Here is a 16831-nt window from a genome sequence, read left to right on the forward strand (position 1 = left end):
TCCTATGGTGGCCGACCGTGACGCCGGCGCGAACCACTGCCCCCGGCGACACCTCAACAGACCGCGATCGGTCGGGGTGGGCAGTGGTCCGCCGAACGGCGTGCGACCCCGCTGGAGCAACGACATGAAGAAGACCACCCGTACCCGCGCCCTCCTCGGCGGACTCGCCTTCGCCGGCATCGCCGCGGCCGGTGTGGGGCTCTCGGCCCCCGCGAACGCCGCGTCCGGCTCGACGTGGGACGCCCTCGCCCAGTGCGAGTCCGGCGGCAACTGGGCCATCAACACCGGCAACGGCTACTACGGCGGCCTGCAGTTCACGCAGAGCACCTGGACCGCCAACGGTGGTTCCGGCAGCCCGGCGAACGCCAGCCGTGCGACCCAGATCGCCGTCGCTGAGCACGTCCTCGCCTCCCAGGGCTGGGGTGCATGGCCCGCGTGCTCCGCGAAGCTCGGGCTGAGCGGCACCACCGGCGCCGCACCGGCAGCCATCCCGCAGCAGCAGGCCGCACCGGCTCCGGCCGCTCCGGCCCCCGCGCAGCAGGCGGCGCCGAAGGCCACGACGCCGACGACGACCGCCGCACCGGCAGCCCCGGCTGCTCCGGCCGCGCCGTCGAAGCCCGCCGCGGTGAAGACCAGCGGCAAGACGTACACGGTGGCGTCGGGTGACACGCTCGACACCATCGCGACGAAGCTGAAGGTCGACGGCGGCTGGAACAAGCTGTGGGCCGCCAACACCTCGATCGACGACGCGAACCTGATCTACGCGGGTCAGACGCTGCAGCTCCCGGCCTGACCTCCGGCAGACCGATCACCGACGAAGCGCCCCGGGCTCTCCCTCCGAGAGTCGGGGCGCTTCGTCGTGCAGCGCTACTGCGGGTTCTCCTGCAGCCAGCGGCCGAGGTCGTCCGATCGCAGCGCCGAGCTGAGCGCCTGGACGGCGACGGCGTTCACCGCGACGTACGACTGACCGTCGGGTGAGGTCCCGCCGCCCGCAGTCGGCATCGTGAAGGTCTGCAGGTCCGCCGGCCGGACGCCGCGCAGTGACCATCCGAGGCCGGCGATCGTGCGGAAGTCCAGCCCGGGGTCGACGGCGAGGTACCCGCTCGTCGCGGCGACGAAGTCCTGGATGCGTCCGGGATCCGTCATGGTGCCCTTCGAGAGCACCCCGTCGACGATCCCGCGCATGAACGCCTGCTGGTTCCGGACCCGGGTGTGGTCGGCGTCGGCGAAGGCGTACCGCTCCCGCACGAACGCCAGTGCCGCGTCGCCGTCGAGGCGGTTCGCCCCGACGGTGAAGTGGTGGCCACGTGCGGTGAAGTCCTGGGCGGACTGCACGGTCACGCCGCCGAGGGCGTCCGTCACGGCGCCGAAGCCGCGCATGTCGATCTCGGCGACGTGGTCGATGCGGACGTCGAGGAGCTGTTCGACCGTCTGCACCGTGAGCGGGATGCCGCCCCATGAGTACGCCGCGTTGATCTTCGCGTTGCCGTGGCCGGGGACGTCGACCCACGAGTCGCGCATGATCGACATCAGGTACACGGCCTTCCGGTCGGCCGGGACGTGGGCGAGCATCAGCGTGTCCGATCGCCCGCCGGCTGCGGTGTCGCCCTGCTGCGCGAGTCCCTTCCGGGAGTCGGAGCCGATGAGCAGGATGTTCTCTGCACCGTCGGTGGTGGCCGGTCGTGTCCCGGTCGCGAACGGCTCGGCGATGGTGTCGGACTCGCGGTCGTAGCTCCGCGCGAGTCCGCCGACGAAGACGCTCGCGACGACGGCGATCACCGCCGCGATGCCGACGAGCGAGCCGAGCGTCGCGACGAGGGCGACGAGGAACGGGCGGCGACGGCGCGGGGTGGCGCGACGACCGGGCATGGTGACTCCTGGGTTCCGGCCGGCCGTGGCACCGACTTCCCAAGGTTACAACATGTGGTATTTCACCCGCAATGGGATCAGGAGGTACCCAGGATCCGTCCGAGCGCCGACCGGAGCGCCGGGTCGTCGGGCAGCACCTCACGCTCGATGTGCTTCGCGGTGTCCCAGGCGGCTCGCCCGCGGTCGGTTACGGTGACCACGCGCCGGCGACGGTCATCCGGGTGCGGACCGCGCTCGACGAGCCCGTCGCGCTCCATCCGCTCGAGCGTGCGTGACATGGTCTGCGGCTGGACGCGGGCGGTCCGGGCGAGGGTGTCGGCGCCGGTCGGCCCGGTGCGGATGAGGATGTCGATCGCGATGAGTGCCGCGTGGGGGAGTCCGATCGCGCGGAGTCGTTCGTCCCAGTCCCGCTCCACCGAGCGGGCTGCCGCGGCGAGCAGTCGCCCGAGGGGCCACTCGGCGGGGTCGTCGTCCATGTCTGGATTCTAGGGTCGCTCCGCATGTGCGACGGAATGATCAGCATGCTGATCATTCGAGTACGCTCAACCTCGTGCCCCGCTTCCTCCGCATCGTGATCCCCGCCGTCGTCATCGTCGCCTGGCTCGTCATCGCCTCGATCGGCGGACCGTTCTTCGGCAAGATCTCCGAGGTCTCCACGAACGACCAGACCTCGTTCCTCCCCGCGTCGGCCGATGCGACCAAGGTGCAGGAGCGCTCGGCGGCGTTCCGCGACGACACCGGCGCTCCCGCGGTCATCGTCCTCGAACGCTCCGGTGGCTTCGCGGCGTCCGACACAGCGGCCGCCCGCGCGCTCGTCGAACGGCTCGGTGACCGTTCCGACGTCGACTCGGTGAGCCCCGCGATCCCGAGCGAGGACGGGGACGCGGTCGAGATCGTGGCGACGCTGACGAGCGCGGCGGACACCGGCGACGCCGTGGCGGCGATCCGAGCGGACGTCGACGACGCGCTCACGTCCGGGATGCGCGGCTACGTCACCGGTCCGGCCGGGTTCACGGCCGACCTCACCGAGGCGTTCGCGGGCATCGACGGCATCCTGCTCGGGGTCGCCCTCGCCGCGGTCCTCGTCATCCTGGTCATCGTCTACCGGTCGCCACTGCTGCCGTTCCTGGTGCTCGGGACGGCCACCTTCGCACTGACCGCGTCGATCCTCGTCGTGTGGGCGCTGGCGAAGGCCGGCATCGTCACCGTGAACGGGCAGGTGCAGGGCATCCTCTCGATCCTGGTCATCGGTGCCGCGACCGACTACGCGCTGCTCTACGTCTCCCGGTACCGCGAGGCGCTCCGCGACCACCGCACCGGCTGGGACGCGACGAAGGCCGCACTCCGCGGGAGCCTCGAGCCGATCCTGGCGTCGGGCGGCACCGTCATCGTCGGCGTGCTCTGCCTGCTGCTCTCCGACCTCAATTCGAACAAGGCCCTCGGCCCGGTGGCGGCGATCGGCATCGCGTTCAGCCTGCTGGCGGCACTGACGCTCCTGCCCGCGCTGCTGCTCGTGTTCCGTCGCGCCGCGTTCTGGCCGCTCCGTCCGCTCCACGGCAGCGCGCACCCGGTGGTCACCGGCCCCGACGCCCGGGGACTCTGGGCACGCGTCGGACGGCTCGTGTCCCGCCGCTCGCGGGTCGTGTGGATCGTGTGCACCGTCGGGCTGCTCGCCATGGGCACCGGGCTCATCGGGCTCAAGGCGGACGGCGTCCCGCAGAGCGACCTGGTGATCGGGCAGTCGCAGGCGCGCGACGGTCAGGACGTGCTGGCCGACCACTTCCCCGCAGGCTCCGGCAGCCCGGCGCAGGTGATCGGCGACGCCGACCGCATCGACGACCTGGCATCGGCGATCACCGGCGTGGACGGCGTCGACGGTGTGGTGGCGGTGTCGAAGGACGCACCCGCGGGCACGGTGCCGGTCAGCGGGAGCGGCGGCGCGAGCGGGAGCGGCGGCGCCGGCCCCACCGTGGTCGACGGGCAGGTCCTGCTCCAGGCGACCCTGAGCTCCGCCGCCGACTCGGACGCTGCCGAGACGACCGTGCGCGCACTCCGCACCGCCGTCGAGCGCGTCGATCCCGGCGCGATCGTCGGCGGGGTCACCGCGACGGCGATCGACACGAACGACACCGGCATCCGGGACCGCTCGCTGATCATCCCGGTGGTGCTCGTCGTCATCCTGCTCATCCTGATGCTCCTGCTGCGGAGCATCGTCGCACCGCTCGTCCTCATCAGCAGCGTGATCGTCTCGTTCGCCGCGGCGCTCGGCGTCGGCGCGCTGGTGTTCGACCACGTGTTCCACTTCCCCGGCGCGGACCCGTCCGTCCCGCTGTACTCGTTCGTGTTCCTGGTGGCGCTCGGGGTGGACTACAACATCTTCCTCATGACCCGGGTGCGTGAGGAGGCCCTGCGGCACGGCCCGCGCGAGGGCGTGCTCCGCGGACTCGGCGTCACCGGTGGCGTGATCACCTCAGCCGGGGTGGTGCTCGCCGCGACGTTCGCGGCCCTCGGCGTGATCCCGATCCTGTTCCTCGTGCAGATCGCGTTCGTCGTCGCGTTCGGCGTCCTGCTCGACACGATCGTGGTCCGTTCGCTGCTCGTCCCGGCCCTGGCGTACGACCTCGGCGCACGCGCCTGGTGGCCGTCGCGCCTCTCGCGTCGCTCCGCCGACATGTGACACGCTGTGCACATGCCAGTTCCCTCGACGCAGCCTGCTGCCGAGCGCAAGCTCCTCCGTGACACCGTGCAGGACAAGATCCGCGACGCGATCATGGACGGCACGCTGGAGCCCGGCGAGCGGCTCAACGACGACGACCTGATCTCCTGGCTCGGCGTCTCCCGCACCCCGATCCGCGAAGCCCTGGCCGAACTCGCCCGCGCCGGCCTGATCGAGATGGCCCCGAACCGCTACACGCGGGTCGCGGCACCGACTGCTGACGAACTGCTCGACGCGTACCGCACGCTCGGCGTGATCTACGGCGGGGTCGTCCGCCTGGCGGTGCCGCGCTTCACCGACGCGGAGCGCAAGAAGATCGTGAAGATGCTCGACGACGTCGTCGCCCGCGTCGGCAAGGACGAACAGGCGAAGGTCGCCCACGACGGCGCGGACATCTACTCGCTCTGGGCCGGGGCCTGCGGCAACCCGTCCCTCGAGCAGCTCTGCCGGTCGACCACCGACGGCCTGGCCTTCAAGCTCCGTGTGCCGGAACTCGCCGAGCTGGTGCCCGCCGACGTCATCCTCCCCGAGCTCCAGAAGCTCAAGGACGCCGTCCTCGCGAAGGACCCGATCGCCGCCGAGCTCGCGATGGAAGCGGTGCACCTGCTGCCGACCCGCGGCTGACCCGCCGCCCGCGGCTGACCCGCCGCCCGCGGCTGACCCGCGGCCCGCGGCTGACTCGCGGTGGTCAGTGCGCGACGGCGGAGATCATCCCCAACCCGACGCTGATCCGGTCGGCGACCTCGATGAGGTCCTCGGCGAGCGAGTCCATGTCGCGGTCGCGGAGCTGGGTCACCCGTCCGGAGATCGACAGCGCCGCTGCGATCCGTCCTGACGCGTTCCGGATGGGCGCGGCGATGCAGAACCGTCCGAGTGCGAGTTCCTGGTTCTCCACACACCACCCCCGCGACGCCGAGGCCGCCAGGTCAGCGGTCAGGGCGTCGTGCGTGGTGATGGTGTGGTCCGTGTAGCGGGAGAGTTCCCCGAGCAGCGCTTCCCGCTCCGCCTGGTTCATGTCGAGCATCAGGGCCTTGCCGAGCGCGGACGCGTGCAGCGGCTGCCGCATCCCGATCATCGTGTGCGACTTCGGCGCGAGCGACCCCTCGAAGTGGCAGAGGTAGATCGCCCACGCGTCGTCGAGCACGCCGACGTTCGCGGTCAGCCCGATGCGGTGCGCGAGTTCCTGCGCGGCGGCGCGGGACTCACGGTGCACGGGATTGTGGTTGAGGCCCTGGCTCGCGAGCTCGAGGACCGCCCGCCCGACCGAGTACCCCTGCGTCTCCGGGTCGCGCCGGACGAACTCGAGCGACTCCAGCGTCGCGAGGAGCCGCCCGGTCGTCGAGGTCCCGAGCCCGATCGCGCGGGCGATGTCCGACGCGCGGACGCTCCCGCTCTCGGAGGTGCCGAGCGCGCCGAGGACCGCCACGGCGCGCTCGATGCTCTGGTTCGGAGGGGTGGTGGCCATGTGCCCATTCTGCTGGTCGAGCGGGCACCCCGCGCCGACTGCGACGCGGGGTGCCCTGGTTCTCAGCCCTTGCGCCACAGGTCGACGAGGAGCCTGGCGAGGTTCACGAGCAAGCTCGCGACCCCCAACCACAGCACCTGACGCCTGGGCTTGGAGTCGTTGTCCTGGGACATCGATCCACCTCCTGGTGTCTGCGCCGGCGGACACGAGAAGCGCAGGCCAAGGGGTGTGCATCGTCCATCTGGGCGGTACACTGGTCCGAGCTTGTGAGCTTGGGACCCTGTGTGTCCCTTGGCTTTCCGCTCGGAGAGCCGACCGAAGCCCATCACCGTTGTCGCGGTGATGGGCTTCAACTCTGCCCGGGCCGCGCTCCGGCGGTGACGCGGACCCGGCGTCAGCGTAGGTGCTGGCCGCAGCCGGAACCGCGTATTCCACATGTGGTCAGGCGACGGTCACGCCCGACGCGAATGCGCGGTCAGGCAACGGTCACGCCGGACACGAACGCGTTCGTCCGCACCTGCGCCGCCGTCAGCGGCACACCGCCGAGCACCACGCCCGAGAACGACACGTCCGACACCCCGTGCGCGGCGTCCCACCCGGACAGCGTCACCGGGTCCGCGCTCACGCTCGTGAAGTCCCGGATCGTGATGCCCGTGATGCGCCCGCGCTCGTCGCGGTACCCGGTGTCGTTCGAGTACGGCCCCTTGAGCACCTGCAACACGATCGCCTGCTTCCCGACCGGCTGCGACTCCACGTGGTAGCCGTCGACCGTGACGTCGGAGAGCGTCGCCCAGTCCTGCACGTCGAGCTTCAGTGCCACCTCCTTCGCGCGGAGCACGTACGACCGTGTGATGGACACGTCGGTGAACACCTCGGTCTCCATCGACGACCCGAAGCGCACCGGGTTCCCGCCGGTGACGTTCCAGAAGGTGGTGTCGTCGGCGTGCAGCCCGCGGGTCTCGGGCTCGCCGTTGGTGGCGGCATCGAGGGCGTGCCAGCCGAACCCGTCGTCGCCGCTCATCACGAAGTCGTGGCTGACGGTCATGTCCTGCACGCCGTCGGTGTCGATGCCGTCGTTGTTGATGAGCGTGCCCATCAGGTTCATCCACGAGACGTCGATGCCGGACGAGCGGATGTAGAGCGTCTGCCACCACTGGGCGTTGCGGACGCCGATGCCCTCCACGGTGATGTCCGAGCTGTCGTGGAAGCGGATCGCCATCGTCTTGTCGGTGCGGGAGGTGTCGTCGCCGGCGTCCAGGATCCCGCGTCCGCGGACCGTGACCCCGGTCACCCCGTCGCCGTCGATGCGGCCGCGCACGAGTGCGCCCGGCGCCAGGTAGACGGTCTGCCCCGACGTCGGTCGGATCACGCCGGCGTCGTGCTCGCCGGGCCCGTAGTACAGCACGTTCGGGTCGGCGGCGGACGGTACGTCCGTCTCCGACGGCGTGACGTAGAGGAACAGCGCGCGGACGCCTGGTGTCTCGATGACGAGCGGGTGCGCGTCGCGGATCGTGAACGTCACGGTATCGCCGGAGCGGGTGGTGGCGATCGCGAGGGTCCTGGGCGTGACGACCGGGGTCGCGGACGCGGCGAGCCCCGGCATGGTGACGCGCACCGTGGCGGTGCCGGTTCCCTTCGCGAACATCGCGACGTCGTGCGAGGTGCCGCTGACGGACTCCGCCTTGACGGGGACCGCCGTGCCGTTGGCCGACACGGTGTGCGCGGTCGCTGTCGGTGCGGCCGGGTTGCCGGGGTTCGCCTGGATCGCGGCGGTGCCGACGGTCGTGGCGGCGACCGCCCGTGGGGCGGAGTCCGCGGCGACCGCCCGTGGGCCGGGCGCGGCGTCGGCGGCGTGCGCCGGGCCTCCCGTCCAGGTCGACACGGACGCGACCGTGACGGACGCGACCGCGATCGCGGTGAGCAGGGTGGTGGCGCGCAGGCGCATGGCGATCTCCCTTGATCGTCGGATGGGTGGTGCGGTGGTCAGTAGACCTTCACGGCGCTCGCCGTGACGAAGGGCGACCCGTTCGTCGCGGTCACGACGATGCGGAGCGAGGACGTGCGGACCGGGTCGACGTCGTGCACCCGGTGCCGGTGGCGGTTCCCCGCGACGGTCGCGAGGGGCTGCCAAGCACCGTCCACGCACGCCTCGACCCGGTAGTCGCGGGCGAGGTCCGGGACGGCGTCCCAGTGCGTGCGGTGGTGGTGCAGGTTGATGAGGTCCGCGTCGACGTCGTCGTTCCAGACGATGCGGACCTGGTGGACGTCGACGGGCTCCGCCCAGTCGAGCGTCAGTGTCGCGGCGTCGTGTGCGTGGCTCGACCACATGTGCGGCCCACCGTGGGGACGCTGGATGCCGTCCACCACCCGGGAGGCTCGCCACGCGTCCGTCTCGCCGGTCACGGTGAACGCGAAACTGGTTCCGCGGAGGGCCCGTGCCTCCCAGTCCGTGACGGGTTGGTCGTCCTCCTCCGGGATGTGGTCGTCGAAGGGCGCGTCGTCGGCGGAGCGGGCGCGGAGCGCGAGGACGCCGTACGGGTGGCCGTCGGTCCGGAGCAGGCGGACGCCGGGTGCGGTGCGGACGACGACGACCGCGTTGCACGGCTCCGCCGGGTGGAAGTCGAGGTCGACGACCGCTTCGCCGGACCCGGCCGGAACGCGCGTGGTGTGGGTGGAGACGTGCTCGATCGGGGCGTAGTTCTGCGGCTTGCCCGTGGTCCAGAGCTCGACCCGCAGGTCGGTCGCGGAGTCGGCGTCGGTGCGGATGGCGATCGTGCCGAGCGACGGGTCCGCGGGCAGGACGATCGCGGCGTCGCGGTCGAGCGCGAAGGGCTCCTCGGTCTGCCACGGCGTCGTGTCGATCGTCGTCAACTCGGAACTCGCGCTGATCCGGGCACGGCGTGCCAGGTCCGCGGCGTCGACGGCGCGGACGCCGATGAGCGGGGCGTCCTCGCGGAGGAGCGTCTGCTGCAGCATCGCGATGTGGTCGGACCCGAGCTGGCGTGGCGTCATGCCGTGCCGGGCGACGAGGTGCGCCGCAGTGCCGGCCGCCTGGCCCTGGGTGGCGCAGGTCGCCATCACGCGGGTGGAGCCGAAGGCGATGTGCGACGCCGAGATGTTCCGTCCGGCGACGAGCAGGTTCGCGACGTTCGCCGAGTAGAGGGAGCGGAACGGGATGTCGTACGTGCCGTCCGTGTAGCGCTGCTGGGCGCCGGCGGTCTCGGCGTAGACGCCCTCGACCGGGTGCAGGTCGATCGACCAGCCGCCGAACGCGACGGTGTCCGGGAAGGACCGCTGCGTGAGCAGGTCCTGCTGGGTGAGGGTGTGGTCGCCCACGAACCGGCGGTACTCGCGCTTGCCCGGGATCGCGCCGACCCAGTCGAGCGTCAGGGTGTCGGCGTCGAACCGGCCGGAGTTCTTGATGTGGTCCCAGATGCCGTAGACGACGCCCCAGAGTTCGTCGCGGATGTGCTCGTTGTCGGTGACGGTGTCGAGCTCGCCGCCCCACTCGATCCACCAGTAGTTGCAGCCGTTGTCGCCGGTGCCGATCGCCCGGTTCGCGAGGATCGGCGTCTGCGACACGTCGATGGCGATCGACGGTGCGACGAACTTCTCGGGCCTGCCGGTGTCGTGCGTGGAGAAGAAGATCGAGCTGCCGAGCAGTTCGTCGTCGGCGTGCTCGGGTGCCCAGTCCTCGCCGTGCTCGTCCCGGCCCTCGCGGCCGATGCGGTACTCGGCGCCCGCGAGTGCGCCCACGAGTCCGTCGCCCGTGCAGTCGAGGAACACCGGCGCGGTGAACGTCGTCTCGATCTCGGAGCCCATCGTCCAGCCCGTGACGCTGGTGATCGTCGTCGGTCCGCCGTCGTCGGAGGTCCGGACGGTGCGCACGTCCGTGTTGAGGTGGAGGTGCACGTTCGGCTCGGCGCGAACGAGGTCGAGCACCACCTGGTCCCAGTAGACGGCGTTCCCCTGCGGGTTCCGGTACTGGTTCTCGAGGAACAGCTCGCCCATGATCCCGGTCTCGCGGGCGAACCGCTGGGTGCCGTGGGCGGTCGCGCCGACGACCCACACGCGGATCTCGCTCGAGGAGTTGCCGCCGAGGACCGGGCGGTTGGTGACGAGGGCGACGCTCGAGCCGAGGCGGGCGGCGGCGACGGCGGCGCTCACACCGGCGAGGCCGCCGCCGACGACCACGACGTCGTGGTGCTGGTTCCGGGACTGCATGGCAGCGACGGTATCACTTGCTGGCGCTTCTTTCCCACTGTGTGGCAAGGTGTGCCCGACGAGTGCTATCGTCAACGAACTCTCGACAACGAAGTGTGAGGTCACCCCATGAGCGACGGAACCCGAACGCGCACGAGCGCCGACGCCGCCACCACCACCCCGGACGTCCGGGCCGCGCTGGGCGACGACGCCCGCCGCCAGAGCATGCGGAAGGTGATCGTCGCGGCCGGTGTCGGTCACTTCGTCGAGTGGTTCGACTTCGGCCTCTACGGCACGCTGGCCACGGTCATCTCGCTCCACTTCTTCAAGCAGGGCGACCCGCAGGTGGCGCTCCTGTCCGCGTTCGCGGTGTTCGGTGCCGGCTTCGTGATGCGACCGCTCGGCGGGTTGTTCTGGGGGTCCCTCGGTGACCGGGTCGGCCGGAAGACCACCCTCGCGACGGTGATCCTCATCACGAGCGGGGCCACCGCCGTGATGGGCATCCTGCCGACGTACCAGGTGGTCGGACTCTGGGCGCCGGTCCTGCTCGTCCTCGTGCGACTCGTCCAGGGCTTCGCCGCCGGCGGTGAGGGAGCCGGCGCGACCACGCTGCTCGCCGAGTACGCCCCGTCGAACCGGCGCGGCTTCGTCACGAGCTTCATCGACGTCTTCGGGTTCGTCGCCTTCATCGTCGGTGGCGGCCTGGTCTTCCTCTTCACGGCGGTCGCCGGCGGGGACGCCCTCCAGTCGTGGGGCTGGCGGGTGCTGTTCCTCATCGCGATCCCGCTCGGACTCGTCGGGCTGTACCTCCGCACCAAGCTCGAGGACACCCCGGAGTTCCGCGCGCTCAAGGCCAAGGGCGAGGTCGCGGCGAACCCGCTGCGCCGCTCGATCCGGACGTCGTGGCGAGCGCTGCTCTTCTGCGTCGGCTTCGTCGTGATCAAGGCCGTCGGGCACTGGATCCTGCAGACCTTCATGCCGTCCTACCTGCAGGCGGACCTCGGCTACTCGCCCATGGTGTCCTACGGCGCGGTGGTGCTCGGCTTCATCGTGATCGCCGCCCTCGTGCCGTTCTTCGGCCTGCTGTCCGACAAGATCGGCCGGAAGCCGGTCATGCTCGCCGGCTGTGCCGGGTTCGTCGTGCTGACCTACCCGACCCTGATGCTCATGAACGCCGGGAACTTCTGGGCGGCCGCCGGGGCGATGATGCTCCTCGGGCTGTTCATGGCCGCGTTCGACGGTGCCGTGAGTGCTGCGATGGCCGAGCTGTTCCCGACCAACATCCGGTACGGGTCGATGGGCATCGCGTACAACATCAGCGTCGCGGTCTTCGGTGGGATCACGCCGTACTTCGCCACGTGGCTGATCGCCTCGACGGGCAACAACTTCGCCCCGGCCTTCTACGTGATGGCCGCCGCCGCGATCAGCGGCATCGCGGTCCTGCGTGCCCGCGAGACCAACAAGGAGACGCTGCGGCAGGAATGAGACGCGGCCAGGAGACGGACGGGAGGCACGGTGCCGGCTGGCACCGTGCCTCCCGTCCGGGGGGTGTTGGCGACATTTCGCAGGAGGATTCCATACTCCACGCACGGTCTCCGGTTATCGTGCTCAGGTGAGTTCGCAACCGGAAGAGACGACCCTGCGCCGCCGTCGTGGCTCCGTGCCGCCCCGGCACGGCCGCCAGAAGCGCGGGTTCGGCGTGGTGTTCCCCGCCGTCGCCGGTGTGCTCACCATGGCCCTGCTGCTCAGCGGCGGGTACGCGGCGTACGCCTACAACCGCCTGGCGTCGAGCGTCACCAAGGTCGACGCGATCGGCGGATCGACGAGCACCAAGGACGACGTCGACGGCAAGGCGATGAACATCCTGCTCGTCGGTGACGACCACCGTCCCGAGAACGCGACGCCCGAGCAGATGGCCGAGCTCAGCACCACCTCGGACGGCGGATCGACCAACACCGACACCATGATCGTGCTGCACATCGCAGCCGACGGGCGCAGCGCGACGATGATCTCGTTCCCGCGCGACTCCTACGTGGACATCCCCGGCGTCGGCAAGGGCAAGCTCAACAGCGCGTTCTACTACGGCACCCTCAACAACGGCGGCGCCGCGGGCGGTGCCCAGATGCTCATCAAGACGATCGAGGGGCTCAGCGGGCTGTCGATCGACCACTACGTGCGGGTGTCCCTGCTCGGCTTCTACGAGATCGTGAAGCAGCTCGGCCCGGTCGAGGTCTGCCTGAAGGAGCCCGCGAAGGACAAGTACTCCGGCGTCGACCTGCCCGCCGGCAACTCGAAGCTCACCGCGAAGCAGGCACTCTCCTTCGTGCGTCAGCGCCACGGCCTGCCGAACGGCGACCTGGACCGCTCGGTGCGCCAGCAGTACTTCCTCTCGCAGGAAGCGCGGAAGATCCTCTCCGCCGGCACGCTCCTCAACCCGGTGAAGACGACGAACATCATCGACGCGATCGGTGACTCCGTCGAGACCGACCAGGGCCTCGACCTGCTGTCCCTCGCGTCCCAGCTCCGGAACCTGCGGCCGTCGGCGATCCAGTCCGCGACGATCCCGATCCTCGGCACCCCGACGATCGACGTCGGCGGCTCCGCGCTCTCCATCGTCGAGGTGGACACGGTCGGCATGCCCGCGTTCGTGCAGGGCCTCATCGGCCAGTCGGACGCCTACACGAAGGCGACGGCCGCGGCCGCGTCGGGTGTCAGTGTCACGGTCGTGAACGGCAGCGGGATCACGGGCGCGGCCGGGGCGGCGACCACGGTCCTCGCCGGCCGCGGGTTCCAGGTCGGGACCCCGGGCTCCTCGGACACCACGATCGCGACGATGGTGCAGTACCCGGCGGGCATGGAGGCGCAGGCGAAGGCCCTCGTCGCCGCCGTCCCCGGCGCGCTGCCCGTGCAGACGTCGTCCGTGCAGGGTGTGACGCTCGTGCTCGGGAAGAACGGCAAGACCGCCGTGGCCGCGGAGCCAGCAGCACCGTCCTCGTCGTCCGCCGCGTCCGAGCCCTCGTCGAAGCCGTCGTCGAAGGCCGCGTCCGAACCGAGTGCGACGTCGACCGACGTGCACAACTACGGGCAAGCGGACTCCTGCATCTACTAGGTTCGAGGGTGTGAGCAACGCAGCGCGTCCGATCACCCTGATGACCTACAACGTCAAGAACCCGGATCCGGCGCACGACTGGCCGGCGCGTCTGCCGGTCCTGCTCGACATCGTCCGACGGAACGACCCCGACGTGCTCTGCGTGCAGGAGGCCTTCGACCACCAGATGGACGAGATCCGCGCGGGCCTGCCCGGGTACGCCGACGTCGGCCAGGGACGCGAAGGCGGCACGGCGGGGGAGCACGCGGCGGTCTTCTTCCGGACCGAGCGGCTCCGACCGATGGACACGGGCTCGTTCTGGCTGTCCGACACCCCGGACGAGCCGGCGTCGAACACCTGGGGCAGCCTGTTCCCGCGGATCGCGAACCACGTGGAGTTCCTCGATGCCGACGGGCCGGCGTTCACGCTCCTGACGACCCACCTCGACCACGAGCCGACCGAGCACGGGGACGAGGTCCGGGGCCGGAGCGCCGCGCTCATCGTCGAGCGACTCGCCGGGATCGACGGCCCGGTCGTCGTGGCCGGGGACTGCAACGAGCCCGCCGGTGCGGGAGCGGCGTCGCGGGTCTTCGCGGACGGTGGCTACACGGATGCGTGGACGGTGGCGGGGGACCCGGCGGACCGGACGGCGACGTTCAACGACTGGCTGCCGCCCGTGGACTCCGGCGAGCGGATCGACTGGGTGCTGACGAAGGGCGTCGCCGGCGTCGACCGGGTGCGCATCGACCACGACGGGCCGGAGACGTGGTTCGCGAGCGACCACTTCCCGGTGGTCGCCACGATCCGGATGTGAGTGTGTGCGGCGCGCGCCGAGGGTGTCGCGCCGGCGTCAGCAGCCGTGCACGGCGTTGACGGGCATCGGCGAACCGATGACCGTCACGGTGGTGCCGTCGGTCAGTGCGGAGACGCCGTTGGTGCCGGCTCCGTCGGAGTCGGACGGCCAGCCCTCGGCGAGGAGGAGCTGCCACGCCTGGGAGTCGCCGGAGCCGAGCGACTCACGGTCGGCATGTGCGGCGTCGTCGATGCGGTGCGCGATGTCGTCCCCGACCTGGACGTCGTCCGGGCCGGTCAGCTCGACGACGCCGCCGGTGCGGGAGCGGACGTCGTCGCGGAGGACCCGGACCTCGAGCGAGTTGCCGAGGCTGGACGGGGTGGAGAGCGCGGCCACACGGATGGCGCCGCCCCACGTGTAGGTCGTGCCGGCGGGGAAGCACCGGCCGCCGTCGCCCTCGGCCGTCTGGGTGCGGGACGGGGTGCCGAACAGGCGGTTGAGCAACGACACGGTCGTGCGGGAGTCGCGCATCGAGGCGACCGCGACGGTCCGTTCGCCACGGCGGAGGACGATCGACTCGGCGCCGAGCTCGACGGCGTCGACGCGCTTGAGCTTGGCGTTCGAGACGTGCGTGGGGGTGGCGACCGGGGTGATCTCGGCTGCTGCGGCCCGGTCGACGGTGGCGGGACCGTTGGACAGGTCGGCGGCCGTCGCACCCGCCAGGAGGGCGAGCGTCGCGGCGCCGAGCGCGAGCATGGTCCGTGCAGTCACCGTTCGACCGTAGGGCCATGACCACGCCTGGACGACGGGTGTTACCGAATCGGGGCCGGGCCGTCACCGGACCGTGACATTGCGCTCGACTGGACAGGTCTTATACATGTACCATCGCTGCCATGCCCGTCTCATCGAAGCGACGTCTCGTCGCCGAAGCCCTCCGCGACGCGATCGCGACGGGTCGGTACGTTTCCGGGGAACGCCTCCCCGGCGAGCACGAGCTCGCCGAACGGTTCGCCGTCAGTCGTGGGACGGTGCGTGCGGCACTGGCCGACCTCGCCGACGACGAGTACATCGCCACCCACGGCGGCATCGGCTCGGTCGTGACCTTCGACGGCGCAGCGCTCGACCCCCGAGCCGGCTGGGCGCGCTCGATCGCCGGCAGCGGCGCCGAGGTCGTCGCGCGCACCCTCCGGATCGAACGGGTCACGGACGCCGAGCTCGCCGGCGTCGTCGGCGCGGACCCGGAGCTCGTCGCGGTCGACCGGGTGCGCTCGGTCGTGGACGGCCCGCACGTGTCCTACGAGCGCAGCATCGTCCCGCGGATCGGCCGGCTCGACCGCGCGGTCGAGGACGGCCTGGTGGACGGTTCCCTCAGCGCCACGATCGAGGCGGCCGGGCTCGTCCCGGTCCGTGCCGAGCAGTGGATCGACGTCCGGCCGCTCGACGACGCCGAGGCCGCGGTGCTCGACCGCACCCCGGGCACCCCGTTCCTGCACAGCCGCCGGGTGTCCCGGACCGCGAGCGGGGCGTTCGTCGAGGCGGTCGACAGTCTCCTCGACCCCGAGCGCTTCCGCATCCACATGCGGTTCCAGAGCACCACCGGACAGGACGCACGATGACCGCGCAGCACGACCACGCCCTCGCCGCCTTCCGGGGGCTCGCCATCGGGGACGCCCTCGGCATGCCGACGCAGTCGATGTCCCTCCGCGAGATCCGCGAGGACCACGGGCGCATCGCCGGGTTCGTCGACGCGGGCCCCCACCAGCGGATCGCGCACGGCATGCCCGCCGCGAGCATCACCGACGACACCGAGCAGGCCGTCCTCGTCGCACGGCTCCTGGTCGAGGGGGAAGGACGGCTCGACCCGACCCGCTTCGCCGAGGCGCTCATCGACTGGGAGCGCGGGATGGCGGCGAAGGGGTCGCTCGACCTCCTCGGCCCGAGCACGAAGACCGCGGTGCAGCGCATCCTGGACGGCGTCCCCGCGTCCGAGGCCGGGTCGACCGGCACGACGAACGGTGCCGCGATGCGGATCACCCCGGTCGGCATCAGCACGCGTGCCGACGACCTCGACGCCCTCGTCGACGCCGTGCAGGACGCGTCCCGGGTCACCCACGACACCGGGCTCGGCATCGGCGGTGCCGCGGCGATCGCGGCTGCCGTGAGCGCCGGCGTCGACGGCGCGACCCGCGACGAGGCACTCGACGTCGCCGTGGCCGCCGCCCGCATCGGGGAACACCGAGGGCACTGGATCGCCGGCGCCTCGATCGCCGACAAGACCGCATGGGCGCGCGGGTACCTGCCGACCGTGCCGGCAGCCGACCGCATCGACGTGATCGACGGCGTCATCGGCACCAGCGTCGCCAGCCAGGAGTCGGTGGTGGCAGCGCTCGCCCTCGTCTCGCTCGGCCTCGACCCGTGGGAGACGCTCTGCACCGCCGCGAGCACCGGCGGCGACACCGACACGATCGCCGCGATGGCCGGTGCGGTACTCGGCGCCGTGCACGGGCCGTCCGCGTGGCCCGACGGGGCCGCCGAACGGGTCGAACGCGTGAACGACATCCGGTTCGCGGACGTCGTCGCCCCCCTCCTCGCACTGCGCGGCACGCACTAGCCACGCCCCCACAGCCCCGGTCGGTGGCATCCCCCACGAGCCACCGCCCGGTCCCCCCCCCCCCCCCCGAAGCCCTTCCGACGACG

At 71.4% G+C, this 16831-nt stretch carries 14 protein-coding genes; 8 read left to right on the plus strand and 6 right to left on the minus strand.

Translation table 11 applies throughout. The features are described 5' to 3' along the window. Positions 1 to 124: 124 nt before the first annotated feature. Complete coding sequence (locus EDF55_RS12885) at positions 125 to 793, plus strand: transglycosylase family protein (protein ID WP_123655339.1); 669 nt, start codon at positions 125 to 127, stop codon at positions 791 to 793. Between the two features lie 74 nt (positions 794 to 867). On the opposite strand, the gene EDF55_RS12890 is transcribed toward EDF55_RS12885, so the two are convergent. Together EDF55_RS12890 and EDF55_RS12895 are read right to left on the minus strand one after the other, a co-directional pair. Further along, the gene (locus EDF55_RS12890) at positions 868 to 1869 is read right to left on the minus strand and encodes an LCP family protein (RefSeq protein WP_123655340.1); all 1002 of its coding nucleotides are present in this window, start codon (positions 1867 to 1869) and stop codon (positions 868 to 870) included. Positions 1870 to 1946: 77 nt separating this feature from the next. Then, on the minus strand, positions 1947 to 2345 hold the full coding sequence (locus tag EDF55_RS12895; RefSeq protein WP_123655341.1) for a MarR family winged helix-turn-helix transcriptional regulator: 399 nt from the start codon (positions 2343 to 2345) through the stop codon (positions 1947 to 1949). 74 nt (positions 2346 to 2419) lie between these two features. Between EDF55_RS12895 and EDF55_RS12900 the strand changes: the two genes are divergently transcribed. Both EDF55_RS12900 and EDF55_RS12905 read left to right on the plus strand, forming a co-directional pair. Further along, positions 2420 to 4546 carry an efflux RND transporter permease subunit gene (locus tag EDF55_RS12900; RefSeq protein ID WP_123655342.1) on the plus strand — a complete coding sequence of 709 codons (2127 nt, stop codon included), beginning with the start codon at positions 2420 to 2422 and terminating at the stop codon, positions 4544 to 4546. 12 nt (positions 4547 to 4558) lie between these two features. Beyond that, the gene (locus tag EDF55_RS12905; RefSeq protein WP_123655343.1) at positions 4559 to 5209 is read left to right on the plus strand and encodes a GntR family transcriptional regulator; all 651 of its coding nucleotides are present in this window, start codon (positions 4559 to 4561) and stop codon (positions 5207 to 5209) included. Positions 5210 to 5273: 64 nt separating this feature from the next. Here the strand turns inward: EDF55_RS12905 and EDF55_RS12910 are convergent, their stop codons facing one another. The 3 genes from EDF55_RS12910 to EDF55_RS12920 form a co-directional block, all read right to left on the minus strand. Next, positions 5274 to 6050, minus strand: coding sequence for an IclR family transcriptional regulator (locus tag EDF55_RS12910; protein ID WP_123655344.1), 777 nt, complete (start codon positions 6048 to 6050; stop codon positions 5274 to 5276). Between the two features lie 475 nt (positions 6051 to 6525). Then, positions 6526 to 7995: a hypothetical protein gene (locus tag EDF55_RS12915; RefSeq protein WP_123655345.1), complete on the minus strand. Its 1470-nt coding sequence runs from the start codon at positions 7993 to 7995 to the stop codon at positions 6526 to 6528. Between the two features lie 38 nt (positions 7996 to 8033). Then, a complete protein-coding gene (locus EDF55_RS12920) occupies positions 8034 to 10274 on the minus strand; it encodes an FAD-dependent oxidoreductase (protein WP_123655346.1) in 2241 nt (746 codons plus the stop codon). Positions 10275 to 10382: 108 nt separating this feature from the next. On the opposite strand from EDF55_RS12920, the gene EDF55_RS12925 reads away from it, so the two are divergent. The 3 genes from EDF55_RS12925 (at position 10383) to EDF55_RS12935 (ending at position 14155) form a co-directional block, all read left to right on the plus strand. Next, on the plus strand, positions 10383 to 11738 hold the full coding sequence (locus tag EDF55_RS12925; protein WP_123655347.1) for an MFS transporter: 1356 nt from the start codon (positions 10383 to 10385) through the stop codon (positions 11736 to 11738). A 127-nt stretch (positions 11739 to 11865) separates the two neighbouring features. Then, positions 11866 to 13362, plus strand: a complete 1497-nt coding sequence (locus EDF55_RS12930; RefSeq protein ID WP_123655348.1) for an LCP family protein — start codon at positions 11866 to 11868, stop codon at positions 13360 to 13362. A gap of 10 nt (positions 13363 to 13372) precedes the next feature. Then, a complete protein-coding gene (locus EDF55_RS12935; protein ID WP_123655349.1) occupies positions 13373 to 14155 on the plus strand; it encodes an endonuclease/exonuclease/phosphatase family protein in 783 nt (260 codons plus the stop codon). A gap of 36 nt (positions 14156 to 14191) precedes the next feature. Here EDF55_RS12935 and EDF55_RS12940 read toward each other — a convergent pair whose 3' ends face one another. Continuing rightward, the gene (locus EDF55_RS12940) at positions 14192 to 14905 is read right to left on the minus strand and encodes a hypothetical protein (RefSeq protein ID WP_123655350.1); all 714 of its coding nucleotides are present in this window, start codon (positions 14903 to 14905) and stop codon (positions 14192 to 14194) included. A gap of 122 nt (positions 14906 to 15027) precedes the next feature. Here EDF55_RS12940 and EDF55_RS12945 point away from each other — a divergent pair, with 122 nt between their 5' ends. Together EDF55_RS12945 and EDF55_RS12950 are read left to right on the plus strand one after the other, a co-directional pair. After that, the gene (locus EDF55_RS12945; RefSeq protein WP_123655351.1) at positions 15028 to 15750 is read left to right on the plus strand and encodes a GntR family transcriptional regulator; all 723 of its coding nucleotides are present in this window, start codon (positions 15028 to 15030) and stop codon (positions 15748 to 15750) included. Beyond that, positions 15747 to 16745, plus strand: coding sequence for an ADP-ribosylglycohydrolase family protein (locus EDF55_RS12950; RefSeq protein ID WP_123655352.1), 999 nt, complete (start codon positions 15747 to 15749; stop codon positions 16743 to 16745). Before EDF55_RS12945 ends, EDF55_RS12950 begins: the two co-directional genes overlap by 4 nt. Positions 16746 to 16831 lie beyond the last annotated feature (86 nt).

It is taken from the genome of Curtobacterium sp. ZW137 (assembly GCF_003762905.1).
Taxonomy (GTDB): Bacteria; Actinomycetota; Actinomycetes; order Actinomycetales; family Microbacteriaceae; genus Curtobacterium.

Bases quoted from the DNA above. Each gene is read 5' to 3' on its own strand.
- EDF55_RS12885 (WP_123655339.1), top strand. From the start codon at position 125: ATGAAGAAGACCACCCGTACCCGCGCCCTCCTCGGCGGACTCGCCTTC.
- EDF55_RS12890 (WP_123655340.1), bottom strand. From the start codon at position 1,869: ATGCCCGGTCGTCGCGCCACCCCGCGCCGTCGCCGCCCGTTCCTCGTC.
- EDF55_RS12895 (WP_123655341.1), bottom strand. From the start codon at position 2,345: ATGGACGACGACCCCGCCGAGTGGCCCCTCGGGCGACTGCTCGCCGCG.
- EDF55_RS12905 (WP_123655343.1), top strand. From the start codon at position 4,559: ATGCCAGTTCCCTCGACGCAGCCTGCTGCCGAGCGCAAGCTCCTCCGT.
- EDF55_RS12910 (WP_123655344.1), bottom strand. From the start codon at position 6,050: ATGGCCACCACCCCTCCGAACCAGAGCATCGAGCGCGCCGTGGCGGTC.
- EDF55_RS12915 (WP_123655345.1), bottom strand. From the start codon at position 7,995: ATGCGCCTGCGCGCCACCACCCTGCTCACCGCGATCGCGGTCGCGTCC.
- EDF55_RS12920 (WP_123655346.1), bottom strand. From the start codon at position 10,274: ATGCAGTCCCGGAACCAGCACCACGACGTCGTGGTCGTCGGCGGCGGC.
- EDF55_RS12925 (WP_123655347.1), top strand. From the start codon at position 10,383: ATGAGCGACGGAACCCGAACGCGCACGAGCGCCGACGCCGCCACCACC.
- EDF55_RS12945 (WP_123655351.1), top strand. From the start codon at position 15,028: ATGCCCGTCTCATCGAAGCGACGTCTCGTCGCCGAAGCCCTCCGCGAC.
- EDF55_RS12950 (WP_123655352.1), top strand. From the start codon at position 15,747: ATGACCGCGCAGCACGACCACGCCCTCGCCGCCTTCCGGGGGCTCGCC.